At 71.1% G+C, this 16,284-nt stretch carries 16 protein-coding genes and 1 pseudogene; 7 read left to right on the plus strand and 10 right to left on the minus strand.

Features of this window, described 5'->3' with window-relative positions; genetic code table 11:
• Nucleotides 1-156: 156 nt before the first annotated feature.
• A pseudogene (locus AS96_RS11600) lies at nucleotides 157-300 on the plus strand (TetR family transcriptional regulator); the annotation flags it as partial.
• Between the two features lie 24 nt (nucleotides 301-324).
• On the opposite strand, the gene serC reads toward AS96_RS11600, so the two are convergent.
• Nucleotides 325-1,443, minus strand: a complete 1,119-nt coding sequence (gene serC, locus AS96_RS11605) for a phosphoserine transaminase (RefSeq protein ID WP_036289884.1) — start codon at nucleotides 1,441-1,443, stop codon at nucleotides 325-327.
• 99 nt (nucleotides 1,444-1,542) lie between these two features.
• On the opposite strand from serC, the gene AS96_RS11610 reads away from it, so the two are divergent.
• The 3 genes from AS96_RS11610 to AS96_RS11620 all read left to right on the plus strand — a co-directional run bounded on the left by AS96_RS11610 (nucleotide 1,543) and on the right by AS96_RS11620 (nucleotide 4,192).
• Complete coding sequence (locus AS96_RS11610; protein WP_036289886.1) at nucleotides 1,543-2,250, plus strand: metal-dependent transcriptional regulator; 708 nt, start codon at nucleotides 1,543-1,545, stop codon at nucleotides 2,248-2,250.
• 228 nt (nucleotides 2,251-2,478) lie between these two features.
• Nucleotides 2,479-3,381, plus strand: a complete 903-nt coding sequence (locus AS96_RS11615) for a M23 family metallopeptidase (protein ID WP_036289888.1) — start codon at nucleotides 2,479-2,481, stop codon at nucleotides 3,379-3,381.
• 313 nt (nucleotides 3,382-3,694) lie between these two features.
• The gene (locus tag AS96_RS11620; protein WP_036289890.1) at nucleotides 3,695-4,192 is read left to right on the plus strand and encodes an HNH endonuclease; all 498 of its coding nucleotides are present in this window, start codon (nucleotides 3,695-3,697) and stop codon (nucleotides 4,190-4,192) included.
• A gap of 31 nt (nucleotides 4,193-4,223) precedes the next feature.
• Here AS96_RS11620 and AS96_RS11625 read toward each other — a convergent pair whose 3' ends face one another.
• Genes AS96_RS11625 through AS96_RS11635 form a run of 3 tightly spaced genes read right to left on the minus strand, consistent with a single transcriptional unit; the run spans nucleotide 4,224 to nucleotide 7,056 of the window.
• A complete protein-coding gene (locus AS96_RS11625; protein WP_036289892.1) occupies nucleotides 4,224-4,880 on the minus strand; it encodes a pyridoxine/pyridoxamine 5'-phosphate oxidase in 657 nt (218 codons plus the stop codon).
• Complete coding sequence (locus tag AS96_RS11630; RefSeq protein ID WP_036289894.1) at nucleotides 4,877-5,686, minus strand: creatininase family protein; 810 nt, start codon at nucleotides 5,684-5,686, stop codon at nucleotides 4,877-4,879. The genes AS96_RS11625 and AS96_RS11630 overlap by 4 nt, the downstream gene beginning before the upstream one ends.
• The gene (locus tag AS96_RS11635) at nucleotides 5,683-7,056 is read right to left on the minus strand and encodes an FAD-binding oxidoreductase (RefSeq protein ID WP_036289896.1); all 1,374 of its coding nucleotides are present in this window, start codon (nucleotides 7,054-7,056) and stop codon (nucleotides 5,683-5,685) included. Before AS96_RS11635 ends, AS96_RS11630 begins: the two co-directional genes overlap by 4 nt.
• A gap of 34 nt (nucleotides 7,057-7,090) precedes the next feature.
• On the opposite strand from AS96_RS11635, the gene AS96_RS11640 reads away from it, so the two are divergent.
• Nucleotides 7,091-7,702 carry a helix-turn-helix domain-containing protein gene (locus AS96_RS11640; protein WP_016464521.1) on the plus strand — a complete coding sequence of 204 codons (612 nt, stop codon included), beginning with the start codon at nucleotides 7,091-7,093 and terminating at the stop codon, nucleotides 7,700-7,702.
• Between the two features lie 8 nt (nucleotides 7,703-7,710).
• Here the strand turns inward: AS96_RS11640 and AS96_RS11645 are convergent, their stop codons facing one another.
• Complete coding sequence (locus AS96_RS11645; RefSeq protein ID WP_036289898.1) at nucleotides 7,711-8,799, minus strand: methylenetetrahydrofolate reductase C-terminal domain-containing protein; 1,089 nt, start codon at nucleotides 8,797-8,799, stop codon at nucleotides 7,711-7,713.
• Nucleotides 8,796-9,953: a methylenetetrahydrofolate reductase C-terminal domain-containing protein gene (locus AS96_RS11650; protein ID WP_036289900.1), complete on the minus strand. Its 1,158-nt coding sequence runs from the start codon at nucleotides 9,951-9,953 to the stop codon at nucleotides 8,796-8,798. Before AS96_RS11650 ends, AS96_RS11645 begins: the two co-directional genes overlap by 4 nt.
• A 153-nt stretch (nucleotides 9,954-10,106) precedes the next feature.
• Between AS96_RS11650 and AS96_RS11655 the strand changes: the two genes are divergently transcribed.
• A complete protein-coding gene (locus AS96_RS11655) occupies nucleotides 10,107-10,715 on the plus strand; it encodes a cyclodeaminase/cyclohydrolase family protein (RefSeq protein WP_005051022.1) in 609 nt (202 codons plus the stop codon).
• A 57-nt stretch (nucleotides 10,716-10,772) separates the two neighbouring features.
• Here AS96_RS11655 and AS96_RS11660 read toward each other — a convergent pair whose 3' ends face one another.
• The 4 genes from AS96_RS11660 to AS96_RS11675 form a co-directional block, all read right to left on the minus strand.
• Nucleotides 10,773-11,978 (minus strand): hypothetical protein, encoded by a 1,206-nt coding sequence (locus AS96_RS11660; protein ID WP_036289902.1) that lies wholly within the window; start codon nucleotides 11,976-11,978, stop codon nucleotides 10,773-10,775.
• 84 nt (nucleotides 11,979-12,062) lie between these two features.
• Nucleotides 12,063-12,995 carry an ABC transporter permease gene (locus AS96_RS11665; protein WP_016464524.1) on the minus strand — a complete coding sequence of 311 codons (933 nt, stop codon included), beginning with the start codon at nucleotides 12,993-12,995 and terminating at the stop codon, nucleotides 12,063-12,065.
• Nucleotides 12,992-13,786 carry an ABC transporter ATP-binding protein gene (locus tag AS96_RS11670; protein ID WP_016464525.1) on the minus strand — a complete coding sequence of 265 codons (795 nt, stop codon included), beginning with the start codon at nucleotides 13,784-13,786 and terminating at the stop codon, nucleotides 12,992-12,994. The genes AS96_RS11665 and AS96_RS11670 overlap by 4 nt, the downstream gene beginning before the upstream one ends.
• A complete protein-coding gene (locus AS96_RS11675) occupies nucleotides 13,783-15,075 on the minus strand; it encodes an amidohydrolase family protein (RefSeq protein ID WP_036289904.1) in 1,293 nt (430 codons plus the stop codon). The genes AS96_RS11670 and AS96_RS11675 overlap by 4 nt, the downstream gene beginning before the upstream one ends.
• Before the next feature lie 196 nt (nucleotides 15,076-15,271).
• On the opposite strand from AS96_RS11675, the gene AS96_RS11680 reads away from it, so the two are divergent.
• Nucleotides 15,272-16,273 carry a PDR/VanB family oxidoreductase gene (locus AS96_RS11680; protein ID WP_016464527.1) on the plus strand — a complete coding sequence of 334 codons (1,002 nt, stop codon included), beginning with the start codon at nucleotides 15,272-15,274 and terminating at the stop codon, nucleotides 16,271-16,273.
• Nucleotides 16,274-16,284 lie beyond the last annotated feature (11 nt).

The raw sequence follows: 16,284 nt of genomic DNA on the forward strand, positions 1-16,284 counted from the left end.
CTCGCGACACACCTCAAGGATCGCCCACCCGCCCCACAACAGCATTTAGCAACACGGCCTAGCGGCGTTTCGTCTCGTGCCGGGGGCGCTCGCTCAATGACCGGGCGTCAGAACGCGACGGTGAACCGCGCGGACTGCAAGACCTCCTCGCGCGACGCCGCGATCCTCGCCGTCATCGACGGCCTGCAGGTGCAGTGGCTGCTCGAGCCCGATGCGCTCGATCTCGGGACGGCATCCGAATTCGCGATCGAGGCCATCGTCGCGGCCGTGCGGGACCCACGGCCGTCACCCCTGGACTGAGGCCGCCGCGCGGGGCGGTCGGTCTCAGCCGCGCATGTGCTCGATCGTGTAGTCGATCGCCTTGATGAGCTGGCGGACATCGTCGGGCTCGATCGAGACGAACGTGGCGATGCGCAGCTGGTTGCGTCCGAGCTTGCGGTACGGCTCGGTGTCGACGATCCCATTGGCGCGCAGGCTCGCGGCGACGGCCGCGGCATCCACGCTCTCATCGAAGTCGATGGTGACCACGACGGGGGAGCGGTCGGCCGGATCGGCGACGAACGGGGTCGCCGCCGCGGAGCTTTCGGCCCACTGATACAGGGCCTGCGACGACTCGGCCGTGCGGGCGGCGGCCCAGCCGAGGCCGCCATTGCCGTTGATCCACTCGAGCTGCTTGTCCAGCAGCACGAGGGTGGCGACCGCGGGGGTGTTGAGCGTCTGGTTGAGTCGCGAGTTGTCGAGCGCGTTCTTCAGGCTCAGGAACTCGGGAATGTAGCGGCCAGATGCCGCCACGCGCTCGATGCGCTCGATGGCGGCGGGGGAGACGGCCGCGAACCACAGGCCGCCGTCGGAACCGAGGTTCTTCTGGGGCGCGAAGTAGTAGACGTCCGTCTGCGAGACGGCGAAGTTGATGCCACCGGCCGCGCTCGTCGCGTCGATGACGGTGAGCGCGCCCTCGTCGCCGGCGACACGGGAGATGGGTGCCGCGACACCGGTGGAGGTCTCGTTGTGCGGCCAGGCGTACACGTCGACACCCTCGACCGCCTCGGCGACCGTGCGCGTTCCGGCATCCGCCTTGCGCACGTCCGGCGCTTCGAGCCACGGCGCGGCGGCCGCAGCGGCGAACTTGCCACCGAACTCGCCGAAGACGAGGTTCTGCGCGCGGTGCTCGATGAGACCGAACGCGGCCGCGTCCCAGAACGCCGTCGAGCCGCCGTTGCCGAGGATGATCTCGTAGCCGTCGGGAAGACGCAGCAGGTCGCTGAGGCCCATGCGCACCTGGCCCACCAGGTTCTTGATCGGGGCCTGTCGGTGCGAGGTTCCCATCAGCACCGCACCGGGGCCCGCCAGGGCAGCGAGCTGCTCCGGTCGGATCTTGGACGGGCCGCAACCGAAGCGACCGTCGGCGGGCAGGATCTCGCGGGGCAGCGTGACGTGGGCCATGCTCCCGATTCTAGGGTCAGCGCCGCCGGCGCCCCGCCGCGTCGCCGTGAGAAACGGATAGGCTGAGAACACACCCACGAACGTGCACGAGGCCTGCCCATGACGGATCTGATCGACACCACCGAGATGTACCTGCGTACCATCCTCGAGCTCGAGGAGGAAGGCATCGTCCCTCTGCGTGCGCGCATCTCGGAGCGTCTCGGCCACTCCGGTCCGACGGTGTCGCAGACGATCGGACGTATGGAGCGCGACGGTCTGGTCGTGGTCTCCGACGACCGCTCGCTGGAGCTCACGATCCCCGGGCGGCAGAAGGCCGTCGACGTCATGCGCAAGCACCGCCTCGCGGAGCGTCTGCTCAGTGACGTGATCGGTCTCGACTGGGCGTACGTGCACGAAGAGGCCTGCCGCTGGGAGCACGTGATGAGCGAGCTCGTCGAGCGTCGCCTCATCGAGCTGCTGGGCCATCCCACCGAGTCGCCGTACGGCAACCCGATCCCGGGCCTCGACCAGCTGGGCGACGTGCCGGCCCGCACCTTCGATGACGGCGTGGTGGGTCTCGTGCGCCTGCTGAATGAGACCGGCGGCCCGGTGCACGGCACCGTCCGGCGCCTCGCTGAGCCGGTGCAGGTCGACCCCGAACTCCTCGAGCAGCTGCGCGACGCCGGCGTCGTGCCGGGAGGCGTCGGCGACTTCCGGTTCAGTGAGGGCTACGTCCTCGTGCAGATGGCCGGCAAGGTCGATGGACTGGAGCTTCCGGTCGAGGTCGCCTCGCACATCTTCCTCGTCGACGCGGTCCCGCACGCCTGAGCGTCACCCGGGAAGCGCCTGGGCATGAACACCTGTGCGTGACTTATTCGTTACCTTCCGGTAGCCTCGAAAAGTCCACGTGGCGAGAAGCCCGCCACGGACCTCCGCACGGATTGCCTCATCGGTTCGTCGTTCGCGCGGTGACACCCGTACATCTGTGCCCTGACACCGAGTGCCGACGAACCAGCGGACCGTCCCGAGCGGTATCGCAGAGGCGCCGGAGGACAATTGGCTGAACAGTACGACCCGTCGCAGGAGATCCCCGAGTCCGAAGCGACGACACCGACACGGCGCAGCCGCGCACAGCGCGGCGCGTTGACCCGTTCCGCGGGCTCCGCCCCCGCTGTGCGAGCAATGGCTGTCACGCCGGCCGCCGCGCCGCGACGCTCGCGCCGCAGAGGCCATCCGGTCCGCAGCTTCATCACGGTCGCCGCCGTCGGCGGTCTGATCGCCACCGTCGCGATCGCGCCGGCCTTCGCCGCCTCGACGTCGAGCCCCGCCGAAGCGGTCACGCTCCAGCAGGTCGCCGCGGAGAACGCGCAGTCGCTCGTGATCGCGTCCGAAGCGACGCCGGCCGCCCTGGCCCGCGACAGCTATTCGGCGACGACGCCCGAAGAGATCCAGACCAAGAAGAACGAGGATGCCGCCAAAGCCGCGGCGGCTGCCCGCATCGCGGCGGCATCCACCGCATCCGCCGATGCCTCGGTCTACTCCGGCTCGCTCGCCGAGACGATCGCTCCGGCGGGCTCCGTCGTGCGTCCCCTGCCGTTCTTCAACCACTTCGGTGAGCCGTACCCGGGCCACAAGGGCACCGACTACATGGTCGACCGCTACACCCCGATCTACGCGATCGCCGACGGCGTCGTGGTCGAGTCGAGCGAGGATGGTCCCGGATGGGGCGTCTACGTCAAGATCGCCCACAACATCGGCGGCAACACGGTGACCTCGCTGTACGCGCACATGTCGTACGGCACCCGTCGCGTGGTCGTCGGCGACACCGTGCGTGCCGGACAGATCATCGGCCAGGTCGGTGACACGGGCCGCGCGTTCGGCACCCACCTGCACCTCGAGATCTACGTCAACGGATCGTGGACCAACGCCGAGGACTTCCTCGTCGCGAACGTCCGCTGACGCTGTCTGCGTCGACACGCGGCATTCGTTCACCTCTGATTCGCCCCGGCGGGCTCTACGTGCATTAGCCTGATCCCGACGCTCGCACAGCCGAGGGGGAGCCGCATGGACACAGGATCTCGCATTCGAACCGTGAATGCGGTGGGCCGCTATGTCCTTCGGCATCGTGTGCACGACTGCCGCGACATTCGTCGTGGGTTCAAGGCGCTGTCTTCATGACAGCGCCTTTTTTCGTGCCCGCGCCGCCGCGCCTGCGCGACGTCGACAACGGAGAGCCGTCGAAGCCATCGACGGCCGTTCGAGAGGAACGCGCATGCGCACACTGGTGCTGAACGCCGGATACGAACCCCTGGCCGTCGTCTCGTTCAAGAGAGCCCTCGTGCTCGTCATGAACGAGAAGGCGACCGTCATCGAACGCATGGACGGCAATCCCGTCTGGGGCATCCGGGGGGCGTGCGACCGGCCGGCGGTGATCGTCCTCACCCGGTACGTGCGCGTGCCCGGGGCGCGCCGAGTGCCGGTCACCCGCCGCGGGGTCCTCCGCCGCGACGCCCACCGCTGCGCCTACTGCGGCAAGGGCGCCACCACGATCGACCACGTCCTGCCGCGTTCGCGCGGTGGTGCCGACTCGTGGGAGAACCTGGTGGCCGCGTGCCTGCGCTGCAACAACATGAAGGGCGATCGGACCCCGCAGGAGATGGGGTGGGAGCTGCGGTGGGCACCGCAACCTCCCCGCGGCCCGCAGTGGACGGTGCGCGGCACCGAACGCTCCGAGCCCGCCTGGGAGCCGTATCTGTCGCTCGCTGCGTGAGGCTGGCCGCGTCCTGCGGCGACGATCGGCGTCAGCCGGGCAGCGCCGTGAGAGACCAGCCGTCCCCGGTGCGCGCGTAGGCGATGCGGCGACTCGCGGCATCCGGGTTCGAGACCCAGAAGACCAGCCGGTGAGGCGTCACCGCGAACCCGGCCCACGCCTCCGGCGGGGTGAACGCGGGTTCGTCGGCGCCGCCGTGAGCGCGCAGGAACTCGGCCCAGCGCGCGCGACGCTCGTCAAGGGGCAGCTGCGCGAACTCCGCCGTGTTCTGCCACGCGAGCTGCTGCAGGTAGGGGGAGCGTCGCCGGTAGGCGGCATCGGACTCCTCCCGCGACGACCGTTGCGCCGTTCCCTGCACGACCAGTTGGCGGGTGAAGCCGGGCCACAGGATCGTCAGGGCGACACCGGGGTTCGCCGACAGCTCGGCGACCTTGCGGCTGTTCGCGTCGGTGTGGAAGAAGAATCTCTCGCCGTCGTAGTCGCTGAGCATCGTGGTCCGCGCATCGGGCACGCCGTCGACACCTACGGTCGACACCGTCATGAGCATGCGGTCCTCACCGGGACCGGGAAGCCACGCGGCGGCGAGGGCGAGGGGATCGGGGACGCGCGTGTCGGACTGCACCGGGTCGCTGTCGTGATCGATCACCACGGGTGCGGGTGGGATGCCGGGAGCGTAGGAAGCCGTCACCCGAACACGAACCCGTCGATCTCGGCGAGCGCTTCGCACACGAAGTCGACCCCGCGCTCGTAGAGCTCCTTGCCGTGCGCGGCGTTCGCGCCGGTCGCGTCTCCGATCACTCCTTCCGGGCCGAAGTCGTCGCTCGTCCAGCCGAACATCACCGGCTTGCGGTTGAAGCCGATGTGGCTGAGACCCGCGATGTGCTCGGGGATGTTCCGCGCCGGCATCTCGGGGGCGACGAGGTGAGGGGCCAGGTGCATGACCAGCGAGGTCTCCGAGAAGCCGCCGTGGATGCCCTGGCCCTTCTCGTCGGGCCGGCCGTCGCGACCGTCGCCGGCTCCAGCGGCGGTCGCGGGCATCGAGAACGTGCGCAGGCCGAAGCGCCGGCGCAGTTCGCGATTGGCCCAGCCGAGCAGCATCACGTTGCCGCCATGGCCGTTGACGAACACGACGGTCGTGGCCGGGGTCATCGAGATGGAGCGGCCGATGTCGACCAGCGTCTCCAGCACCGTCGTGCCTTCGAGCCAGACGGTGCCGGGGGCCCAGTGGTGTTCATCAGACTTGGCGTAGCTGATCGTCGGCAGCACCCACGCGTCGATGCCGTCGGCGGCGACCCGTTCGACCGCGGCGGTGGCGATCGCCTCGGCGACGAGGGCGTCGGTGCGCAGAGGCAGATGCGGGCCGTGGTGCTCGATCGCGCCGATCGGCACGACGGCGATCGACCTTTCCGTGAGCGCCGCCGTGAGCGCAGGCCCGGACAGGTCGGCCCAGTGGCGGGATCTCGGGGTGAACGGAGGCGTGAACGCGGCGGTCATCGGATGGATCCCTTCACCGGACCGGCGTAGTCCGGGTTGAGCTTGCCGGGGTTGAGCAGGCCCCGCGGGTCGGTGCTGCGGGCGCGTGCGACCGTCTCGGGGAGGCGGAAGTCCACGTTCCACTGGTGCGGGCTGTGGACGCCCACGCCGAGGGCGGTGAGCGCGGCGATGCCGTCGGCGACCTGTTCCGGGCTCTCGTAGACACCGGCGAGCATGCCGATCGGACGCAGCGCCGTCGCCTCGATGTGCAGGTGCGCGCCGGGGTAGACGGCCATGACCTCGTCGTGGCGATCGATGAGCGCGTCGCCGCCCACCTCGACGTGGAAGTAGACGCCCGGCTCGGACTTCTGCAGCCACTCGATCGGATGGTTGTAGCTGAGCACCGAGATCGCGGCCGACACCTGGGGGCCCTCGCGCACGTCTTCGATGCGTCCGCCGGCGCCGGTGATGATCATCGACGCCTCTTCGACGAGGCTCGCATCGATGATCGTCCGCAGCGAGCTGCGGCCCTCGGGGAAGGCCGGGTCGGGCGGCAGCTGGGCGCTCACGTGCGGGTCATCGGCGGAGACGAGGCGCGGCGTCGGAGTGAGCGCCGCGAGGCGCTGCAGCACCGACATCGAGCCGGTGAAGTCGTCGAAGGACGCGTAGAGCCCGCGCCAGTCGTTCATCGGCTCCAGCCGCACCGTGGCGCGCGCGATGATGCCGGCCGTGCCGTAGTTGTGGACGTACCCGAGGGCCTCATCGCCCTCCACCCGGACGAGCTCGCCCTCGGATGCCGGGGTCACGACGTCCAGCGCGAGGACGAAACCCTCGTGGTTGGCGCCATGCGCGATCGAGCCGGTGCCGCCGGATCCGCCGGAGAGGAACCCGCCGAGGGTCGAATGGACGGTGGAGGGGTACATCCACAGCTGCTGGCCGTGCTGGCGAGCGGCGAGCTCGAGGGTCGCCATCGGTGCTCCCGCCTCCGCGGTGATCCAGCCGTCGCCCACCTCGACGACGGCCCGTGCGCGCGAGGTGTCCAGGACGAGTCCGCCCGGCATGGGGATCGCCTGACCGTAGTTGCCGGTGCCCTTGCCGCGCGGGGTCACCGGCACGCCGTGGGCGACGGCGATGCGGACGGTCTCGGCGATCTGAGCGGCATCGGCGGGAAACGCGACCAGGTCGGCCACCCCGAGCGGCAGCTGCTCGGCGATGATCGGCGACATGCGCGCGCCGTCGACCGACGCCTTCTCGCGCTGACGCGGGTCGCTGGAGACGCCGCGGGGCCCGAGCGCGGTGGCCAGCTCCGCTTCGAGGGCGGCGTAGTCGGGGGCGGAAGCGGCGCCGGTCGCCGCGGGATCGAGGACGTCGGTAGGGGTCGCGCCGGTCATCTCGGTTTCCTTTCGTGTGTCGTAGTCTTCAGTCATGTCGGATGCCGTCTCCTCGCGCCGTGGAGCCAAGGGCGACGACGGGCCCGCGTCCGCGTCGCGTGCGCTGGGCGCTCGGATCCGGGCGCTGCGCCAGAGCCGCGGGATGACGCTCACCCAGGTGGCGGTGCAGGCGGAGCTGTCGCACTCGTTCCTGAGCCAGGTCGAGCGCGGGTTGGAACGGATGAGCATGACGTCGCTGTTCCGCGTCGCGCAGGCGCTGGGCACGACCCAGCAGGCGCTGCTGACCGATGACGCCGACGCGGCGCCGCGAGGGGCGGGCAGCTTCCACGTCTTCCGGGCGAGCGAAGCGACGCCGCTGGATGCCGGGGGCAGCCCGATGCGGGTCCTCGCCCGCGACCACCCGCGCTTCGTGCCGATGGTGATGTCGGGAACCTTCACCGAGGATCTGTGGTGGGTGCACGACGAGGAGGAGTTCGTCTACGTGCTCGAGGGTCGCCTCGTGGTGGTGTTGGACACCGACGAGTTCGCCCTCGAAGCCGGGGACGCGGTGTATTACCAGGGCGGCATACGACACCGGTGGCGCACCGAACCGGGCGAGAGCGTGCAGGTCCTCACCGTGAAGGAAGGCAGCGCCGGCGCGCACTGAGCGGTCGATCACGATCCGCCTCCGAGTTCCCGTGCGACCGTGGCGAGGTCGGCGGCGTACGCGGCCTCGCCTCCGGGGCGGGCTCCGCCGGCGATGACCACGCCGCCGACGGCGCCCGTGGCGAGCAGCGCGCGCCCGTACGCGACAGCCAGACGAATGCCCTCCGCGTGCACGTCCCGCGCGGCGAAGAGGCGGTCGATGAAGCCGGAGGGCAGCTTCGCGGCGTGGAAGGACGCGAGCAGCGCGGCGCCCTCACGGTCGACGACGAGGGGCACGCCCGCGAGCACGGGCACGTCCGCGCCGGCCGCACGGCACAGCGCCACGAAGGCGGCGACCTCCTCGGCATCCCCGGCGTACTGCGTGAGACACATCCGTCCCCCGGCGCGCTGCTTCTCGGCGACGCGTGCGCCGCGTTCGGCGACGGGCGGGGCGGCGGGCGACTCGGCGAACGAGGTGAGAAGCCCGAGGGAGGCCGCACGGGGCAGCGTCGTGGTGGATTCGAGGTCGAAGACGGGGCGGGCATCGGGCCGGTCGCCCGTCTGCGTGTGATCTCCGGTGACGCAGTGCACCCCGGCGACACCCAGTGCGCGCAGCGACAGCAGTTCGCGCTCCAGGGCGGTGCGGTTGCGGTCGCGGGCGTTGAATCCCATCCACACCCGCAGTCCGGTCGCGCCGATCAGCGTCGCACGGTACGACGGGGGGAACTGCACGCGGGAGCGTCCGGCGTCGCCGGAGAGGACGGCGTCGACGCTGCCGGCGAGCGCCTCGGCCGTCGGTCTCACGGCATCGGCGCGCAGGGCACGCACCGGAAAGCCGGTGAACACGAGCGGCCGGCGCGCGGCGATCTCGACCAGCTCGCGCCCGGCGGGCGTCGCCGGCCTCGAGGGGTGCTCGGAGACGGCGTCCGGAGGTGTCTCCTCGGTGGCCGGGCTCGTCCAGCGCACCGGGAGGTCGCGGGTCAGGAACACGCAGGGGGTCGGGTGCACCTCGCACGTCCCGTCGGCATTGACGCCGCCGCAGGGGCCGTAGGCCATCGACTTCGGGCACCCGGCGATGCGGCTGGCCGCTGCCGCGGGGGTCGCCGTCGCGACGCTCATGCGGTGCCCGCCGTCTCGGCGGCGATCGCGTCGGTGGCGATCGCGGTCCGCAGTCGCGCGGCCGCCGATGCCAACGCGTCGACCGCAGCGAGTTCTGCGGCATCCGCCGCCCCCGCGGTCGGAGCGGAGGCGGCAGCGGCGATCGCCGACAGGTGGATGCCGACGACGCCGGGGATCGCGAGCGCGCGGCGCGCCCAGGCGACCGCCGCGGCGATACCGGCGTCCACCGGGTCGTCGGCGCCGGCCACCGCCGTGACGAGCTCGTCCGGCAGGCCGACCCCGGGAAGCGCGGCCAGTCGTCGGGCCGTCGCGACGGACGTGAGCACCGGCACCGACACGAGTACCGGCACGGGGGCCGCCGTGGTCGCGAGGGCGGCGGTGAAGCGGCGGATCTCGGCGAGGTCGCCGCAGAGGTTCAGGATGCCGAGTTCCGCCCCGGCCTGCGCTTTGCGGGCGAGACGGACGGGCCGGTAGTCGACGGGCGGTGCGGAGGGCTGTTCGGCGACCGCGACGAAGAGCCCGGCCCGGCGGGCGAGAGCCGTCAGACGTGTCGCGTCGAGATCGAAGACCGGCTGCGCCTGCGGCAGGGCGGTGGAGGCCGGGTGGTCACCGGTCACGGCGAGCACGCCGGACACGCCCAGGTCGGCGAGGGCGGCGAGTTCTCCTTCGAGTGCGACCCGGTTGCGGTCGCGACAGGTGAGGCCGGCCACCACGCGCGATCCGGCGGCGGCGAGCAGGAGGGCCTTGTGGGTCAGGCTGAGCGCATCGCGTAGCCCCGGCGGCTCGCCGGCGATCACGGCGGTCAGCTCTCGCAGTCGCACGCCCGCCTCAGTGATGACGGCCGGGTCGGTGGAGCGCACCGGGAGGTCGGCCGTGATGACCGCATCGGCGTCGACGAGGGCCGCGAACGCCGTCGATGCTTCTCCCCGCGGGGAGACCGGCAGCCCGTCGCCGCTCGCGCGGGCCGCGTTCGGAGCATCCACTTCGGCGGCGGAGAACTCCAGATCGTGCAGTACCGCGGGGTCGTCGACGAATGAGCATCGGATGCCGGGCACTTCGCAGCCGCCGTCGATCGCGACACCGCCGCAGGGCCCGTGGACCATGCGCTTCGGGCAGCGCCGTGTTGCTTCGCGCAGGCGCAGGGGAGCGGTCACGGGTGCTCCTCTCGCGTTCGCGGATCGGTCCGGCGATGTTGGTGTCGCCAACAATGCCACTGTAGGAGCGCGCCGTTTCGCCGGTGTTACGGTCACGTGTGCGTCGATGTCGCCGCGGAATCACGCGGCGCGCGGGGCCCTAGAGTGAGGCCCATGCCGACGTCCGCGCTCGCCGCCTCCCGCATCGACGACTGGCTGCAGCAGTTGTCTGCGCCCGTCCCCGATCCCGGCGGCGGTGCCGCCGCGGGGATCGTGATCGCCACCGGTGCCGCGCTGGTCGCGATGGCCGCCGGCTACGCGCCGGCCGAGGCTGCGGCGGAGATCGCGGCCGCGGCGACCCGGGTGCGCGGCGATGCGCTCACCGCCGCGGAGCACGACGGGCGGATGTCGGGCCGGCTCGTCGCGGCCTTCCGACGCCCCATCGACGACCCCGAGCGCGGCGAGGCGCTGCGCACCGCCACCGTCGCCGCCGCGGACGCCGGCGCCGACCTGGTCGCACTCGCGGCATCCCTCGAGGGGCCCCTCCTCTGGCTGGAACGCTTCGGCGAGGATCGCCTGGCCCCCGATGTCGCCGTCGCCGCGCGGATGCTCGCCTGCGGCATCCGCTCGACTGCCGTGAACATCCGGGGAAACACGACCAGCGCCGCCGCCGCGGGAGTCGACGCCGTGACCCTCGAGCGCCTGCGTGATGCGTGGGATCAGGCGACGCACGCCGCCGGCGGCCTGGACGCGGTGGCAGAACGCGTGACCGCGGCGCTCTGAGAACACGGCGATGCCCTGACCCCCGCGGGGGAGTCAGGGCATCGCCGGTGAGGACGGTCAGTTCATCTTGATCGACGTGTCGATGAACTGGTTCGTGTAGAGCGCGGACGGATCGATCGCCGACGCGGCGGCCTGCGAGATGCTGCCGGCCGTGACGAGGAAGGGCGTGAAGTCCTTCACGATCGACGCCATGCGGGCGGGGTCGAACTGCCCGAACACGCCCGATGCCTTGTCGTTGGCGACGAGGCCCAGCTTCTTCTGCTGCTCGACGGAGAACTGCGCGACGCCCTCGGAGTAGGTCCAACCCGTGTCGTACTTCTCGACGAGGTCCAGGATCACGGCGTTGCCGTGCTCGGGGGAGTTGAGGAAGTCGATCTGCGACTGCTGCATGATCGGGACGAGCTTCTTCAGGCAGTCGGCCTTGTCGGTGACGTCGGCCTTTCGCACCGCGAGCGGCTCGGGGTAGATGTTGTAGCCCAGCTCGGACAGCAGCTGGTAGCCGACGTCCTTGCCCCACTGCGAGATCTCGTTCTTGTAGATGTAGGGCTCAGCGGTCGCGAAGCCCTGCTGCAGGATCTTCGGGTCGGAGACGAAGCGCTGCGGGGTGCCCTCGTAGCTCGTGTCGATCTGCGACGTCGTGATGATGCCCTGCGAGAGCAGGAGGTTCGGGATCACGTCGCCGGAGGTGACGATCGGGTCGCCGGCCGAGGCGGCCTCCTTGATCGTCGTGGCGCCGTTGTGGCTGGCCGGGTCCCACATGAGGATCTGCGGGCTGAAGGTCAGCTGCGAGGTCACGGCCACGGTGGGCTGGTCGGCGTTCGCGACGATCGCCGCGTCGGTGTTGACGGCGCCGATGAGGATGTCGGTGTCGAGGTACATGAGCGCCGGGACGGGCTGGAAGTTGACCGCGGGGCCGCCGGAGCGCACCTCGATCTTGACGCCGGTGTCGGTGCCGTTGACGACGAGCGGGCCGGTGACCGTCTTCTTCTCGGTGTCGACGGTGTAGCCGTCGCCGACGAGGTTGTACATGGCGCCGTGCTCGGACTCGGGCTGCCAGTCCTGCTGCATGACGACGGTCGCCGGGCAGACGCTCGCGAGGTCGAGCGGGCCGCCCTTCTCGGCGACGTTCGCCGCCGAGGTGGTCGCCGGAGCCGCGGCGTCGGTGCTGGAACATCCCGCGACGGCGGCGACGGTGGCGGCGAGCGCTCCGATCGCGACGGTGCGTGCGATCACGCGGTGGGAGAGAAAGGCGGGCTGTGACACGGTGTCCTCCTGGAAGGCTTCGGGTGCGGTGTGGACAGACGGGTGGTGCGTGTTCGTGGTGCAGGGAGGGAAAGAAGAGGTGGTTCAGCGGGTGGCGACGCCGAACAGTCGACCGACGACGACGCGGTCCAGCGCGGCGAAGATCGAGAAGACGATCACGCCGAACAGTGCCGTGAAGATGATCGCGAGGAACAGCGGCTCCATGTTCAGACGCAGCGTGTAGGTGCGCAGCAGTCCGCCGATGCCCTGGCTGCCCTGCTGGAAGAAGAAGTCGCCGACGATCGCGCCGATGACGGCGAGGCCGGCCGACTGCCGCAGGCCCGTGAAGATCGACGGGATGGCGGCGGGCAGCATGAGCTTCGTCATCCGCTGCCACTTGGTGGCCTTCTGCAGCGTGAACAGGTCGTGGGCGGCGGGCGTGGCCGACTGCAGGCCGAACAGCGTGTTGGAGATCATCGGGAACACCGCGATGATGACGCAGACCACGATGCGGGCGGGCAGTCCATAGCCCATCCAGATGCCGATCAGCGGGGTGAGGGCGAGGATCGGGATCGTCTGCAGGATGACGGCGTACGGGTAGAGGATCTTCTCGGCGAGGGTCCACTGCGACATGACGATCGCCCACCCCATGCCGATCGCGACGGCGATCGCGAGGCCGATGAGGGCGACGGTGATGGTCTGACCCAGTGCGGCGATCATCGGGCCGATCACCTTGTCGTTGCCGATCGTCTCGGCCAGCACCTGGTGGGGAGGCGGCAGCAGGAAGCGACGGCTCTCGCTGAGCAGCAGGTACGACACGGCGTACCAGATCGCGATGATGCCGATCAGGGCCGCGACGATCGGGAACGCACGCGACCAGGTGCGGCGGGCGACGCTCGCCGCACCGCTCGGGCGGGCCGGACGGGCGGCCATGGTCGCGGTCGCCGTCTCGGCGGATGCCGCGGCATCCCCGACGGACGCGGAGGATGCCGACTCGGCGAGCGATGCCGGGGCCTTCAGGGCGAGGTTCTGGCTCACGAGTGCGCCTCCAAAGCGTGCGAGAGGTGTCCGACGATGCGCCCGAACTCGGGTTCGTAGCGCAGCTCGGGGGATCGGGGATAGGACCAGGGCAGCTCGATGTCGTCGACGATGCGGCCGGGCCGTCCGCTCATCACGAGCACGCGGCTCGACAGGTAGACGGCCTCGGAAATCGAGTGCGTGATGAACATCGCGGCGAAGCCCTTGAGCTGGAACAGGCGCTGCAGTTCGGTCTGCATCTTCAGGCGGGTGATCTCGTCGAGGGCGCCGAACGGCTCGTCGAAGAGGGCCAGCTGCGGCTCGGCGACCAGCGCGCGGGCGATCGAGACGCGCATGCGCATGCCGCCGGACAGCGCACGCGGATGCTGGTTCTCGAAGCCCTTCAGGCCGACCAGTTCGAGGGCTTCGGCGGCGCGGCGGCGCCGCTCGGCTGCTCCCACGCCGGCGAGCTCGCCGACCAGCTCGACGTTGCGCTGGGCTGTGCGCCACTCGAGCAGCGTCGCCTCCTGGAAGACGAAGCTGGTCGTGTCGGCGCGGACGTCGACTGCTCCCTCGGTGGCGTCGTCGAGGCCGGCGGCCAGGCGCAGCAGGGTCGACTTTCCGCAGCCGGATGGGCCGACCACCGACACGAACTCGCCGGGACGGACGTCGATCGACACGCCCTCGAGGGCGCGGGTGCCGGTGGCGAACACCTTGGCGACGTCGGTGAAGGCGAGAGTCGGCGCGGTGGTGGTGTCCACCGCTGTCGCGGCGGTGGCAGGCGCGACGGTCGGATCGATGGTGGTGCTCATAGCAGTGCTCCCTCGGAGGTCGGGGCGGAGGGCGGGGTCGGCAGGGCGCGCAGGTCGAGCACGCTGCTGACCACGCGGCGGCGGACGGCGATCACGCGCCCGTCGCGGATGACGATGCGGTCGGGCGCGCGCTCGGCGAGGGCCTCGGCGGTGTGTGCGGCGCGCACGAGCACGACGTCGGCGACGTCGCCGACGCGTCCTCGCGCCGGGGGCAGTCCGAATGCGGCGCGTCCGCCGTTCGAGCTGACGTGCCAGGCTTCGGCGGGCGTGAGGTGGCCCGCGACGACGAGCTCGGAGGCGACATCGACCATGTCGGCGTTGCCGAGCGGGTTGAACGGGTCCTGCACGTTGTCGCCGCCGGCGGCCAGCGTGACGCCGGCGGCGAGGATCTCGCGCAGCGGCGGGATGCCGCGGGGTGTGGCGATCGGATTCTGCCAGCCCTGCAGGTAGAGGTTGGTCAGCGGGTTGGTGATGATCGAGACGCCGGCCTCGGCGACGGCGGCGAGGGTGCGGGCGCGGGTCTCGGCATCCTGCATGGACAGGCTCACGCAGTGCCCCGCCGAGCGGATCACGCCGGCAGGCCAGTGCCGCGTGCGGGCGGCGAGCTCGGCGAGACCCGTGGATGCCGCGTCGAGCGTCTCGTCGGTGTGCAGGTCCATGCCGAGGCCGAACTCTTCGGCGAAGGCGGCGTTGCGCTCCAGATCGGCGCCGGGGTCCTCGGCGAGGTGGGGAAAACCACCGATGAGGTCGATGCCGAGGGCCACCGCGGCGCGTCCGAGGTCGTCGGGGCCGTCGGACGCGCCGGGGCTGGCGACGATCTGCAGGTCGACGATGCCGGCGAATTCGTCGCGCAGCTCGATGAGGGCGCGCACTCCGCGGAGGGGGTCGTCGCCCAGGTGGTAGTTCGTGTGCGAGCGCACGGCCGTGACACCGGCGTGCAGCGCGGCCACCAGGTGCCGCCGCGCTGCGGCCTTGATGTCGTCGGAGGAGTGGTTCTCGCCGTGGTCGATCCAGCACGCGATCGCGTCGTCGAGCGATCCCTCGGGCTGGCCGAACGAGGTCCAGGTGTAGCCCTTGTCGAGGTGCGCGTGCAGATCCGCCAGGGGCGGCAGGGCGATCCAGCCCGTCGCATCGACCGTCTCGCCGCCGGCGCCGCCCGCGAGCTGGGACGCATCGGCGTCGACCACGACGCCGCCCGCGAAGGCCAGGCGGTCGCCGATCTCGCGGCAGGCGGTGAGGCCGGTCAGGGCCGCGATGCGCTGGCCCGGCTGCAGGAGTTCGGCGTCCATCTGATCGTCCTCCTCGGGGTCTGCGGTGTCGTGCGGTGTTGTTGGTATGGCCAACATCGGGTGAGAATCAGTAAACGCTCGACGTGTTTCCTGCCAGGCCTGTCGGGATTGCGGCCGTGTTAAATCCGCGCGAAGAGTGCGGCCGGTCGCCGCCCTCGCACGCGGGGGCGCTGCGCGAGCGGAGAGAGTGGGAGCCATGAGCTACTTCAGTGACGTTGAACGCGATCTCGTGGTCGCCGCCCGCACCGTGCTGGCCGACGGGATCGTGGCGCTGGACCTCGTTGCGCACAATGGCCGCGATCTGCCGGTGTGGGAGCCCGGATCGCACGTCGATCTGATCTTCTCCGACGCGCGCGTGCCCGCGGCCGAGCGCGTCGAACGGCAGTACTCGCTGTGCGGCGACGCGGCCGACCGCTCCACCTGGCGGGTCGCGGTGCTGCGCGAAGACGAGGGACGGGGCGGATCGGTGCGGGTGCACGAGGAGGTGCAGGTGGGGCAGCGCCTGCGCGTGCGCGGACCGCGCAACCACTTCGCGTACGAGATCGTTCCCGCCGTCACCCACCGCTTCGTCGCCGGGGGCATCGGGATCACGCCCCTTCTCGGCATGGTGCGGGCGGCGGCGCGGGCCGGAGCGGAGTGGACCCTCGACTACGCCGGACGGTCGCTGTCGACGATGGCATTCGTCGACGAGCTGCGCGCGCTCGACGGCGGTGCGGGGCGGGTGCGTCTGTACCCCGCCGACAGCGGGGCGCGTCTGGATGTGGCCGGGCTGGTGGATGCCGCGGGTGACGGCGGTCCGGTCTACGCGTGCGGACCCGCCCGGCTGATCGCCGCCCTCGAGGACGGTTTCGAAGCCGCCGGCCGCGCCGCAGCGCTGCACGTCGAGCGGTTCGAGGCGATCGAGTACGGCGAGCCCGTCTGGCCGGATCCGTTCGAGGTCGAGCTCGCCCTGTCGGGCGACATCGTGACCGTGCAGCCCGCGCAGTCGGTGCTGGAGGCGATCGAGGAGCAGAGCCCCACGACGATGGTGCTCTCCAGCTGCCGTCGGGGGACGTGCGGCACCTGCGAGGTGCCCGTCCTGGAGGGCGAGATCGAGCACCGCGACTCCGTGCTCACGCCGCTCGAGCGCGAGCAGAGCGCGGTCATGATGGTGTGCGTCTCGCGCGCAGCGTGCCCGCGGATCGTGCTCGACGCCTGACGCGATGCCGG

This window comes from Microbacterium sp. MRS-1, assembly GCF_000585455.1.
Taxonomy (GTDB): Bacteria; Actinomycetota; Actinomycetes; order Actinomycetales; family Microbacteriaceae; genus Microbacterium; species Microbacterium laevaniformans.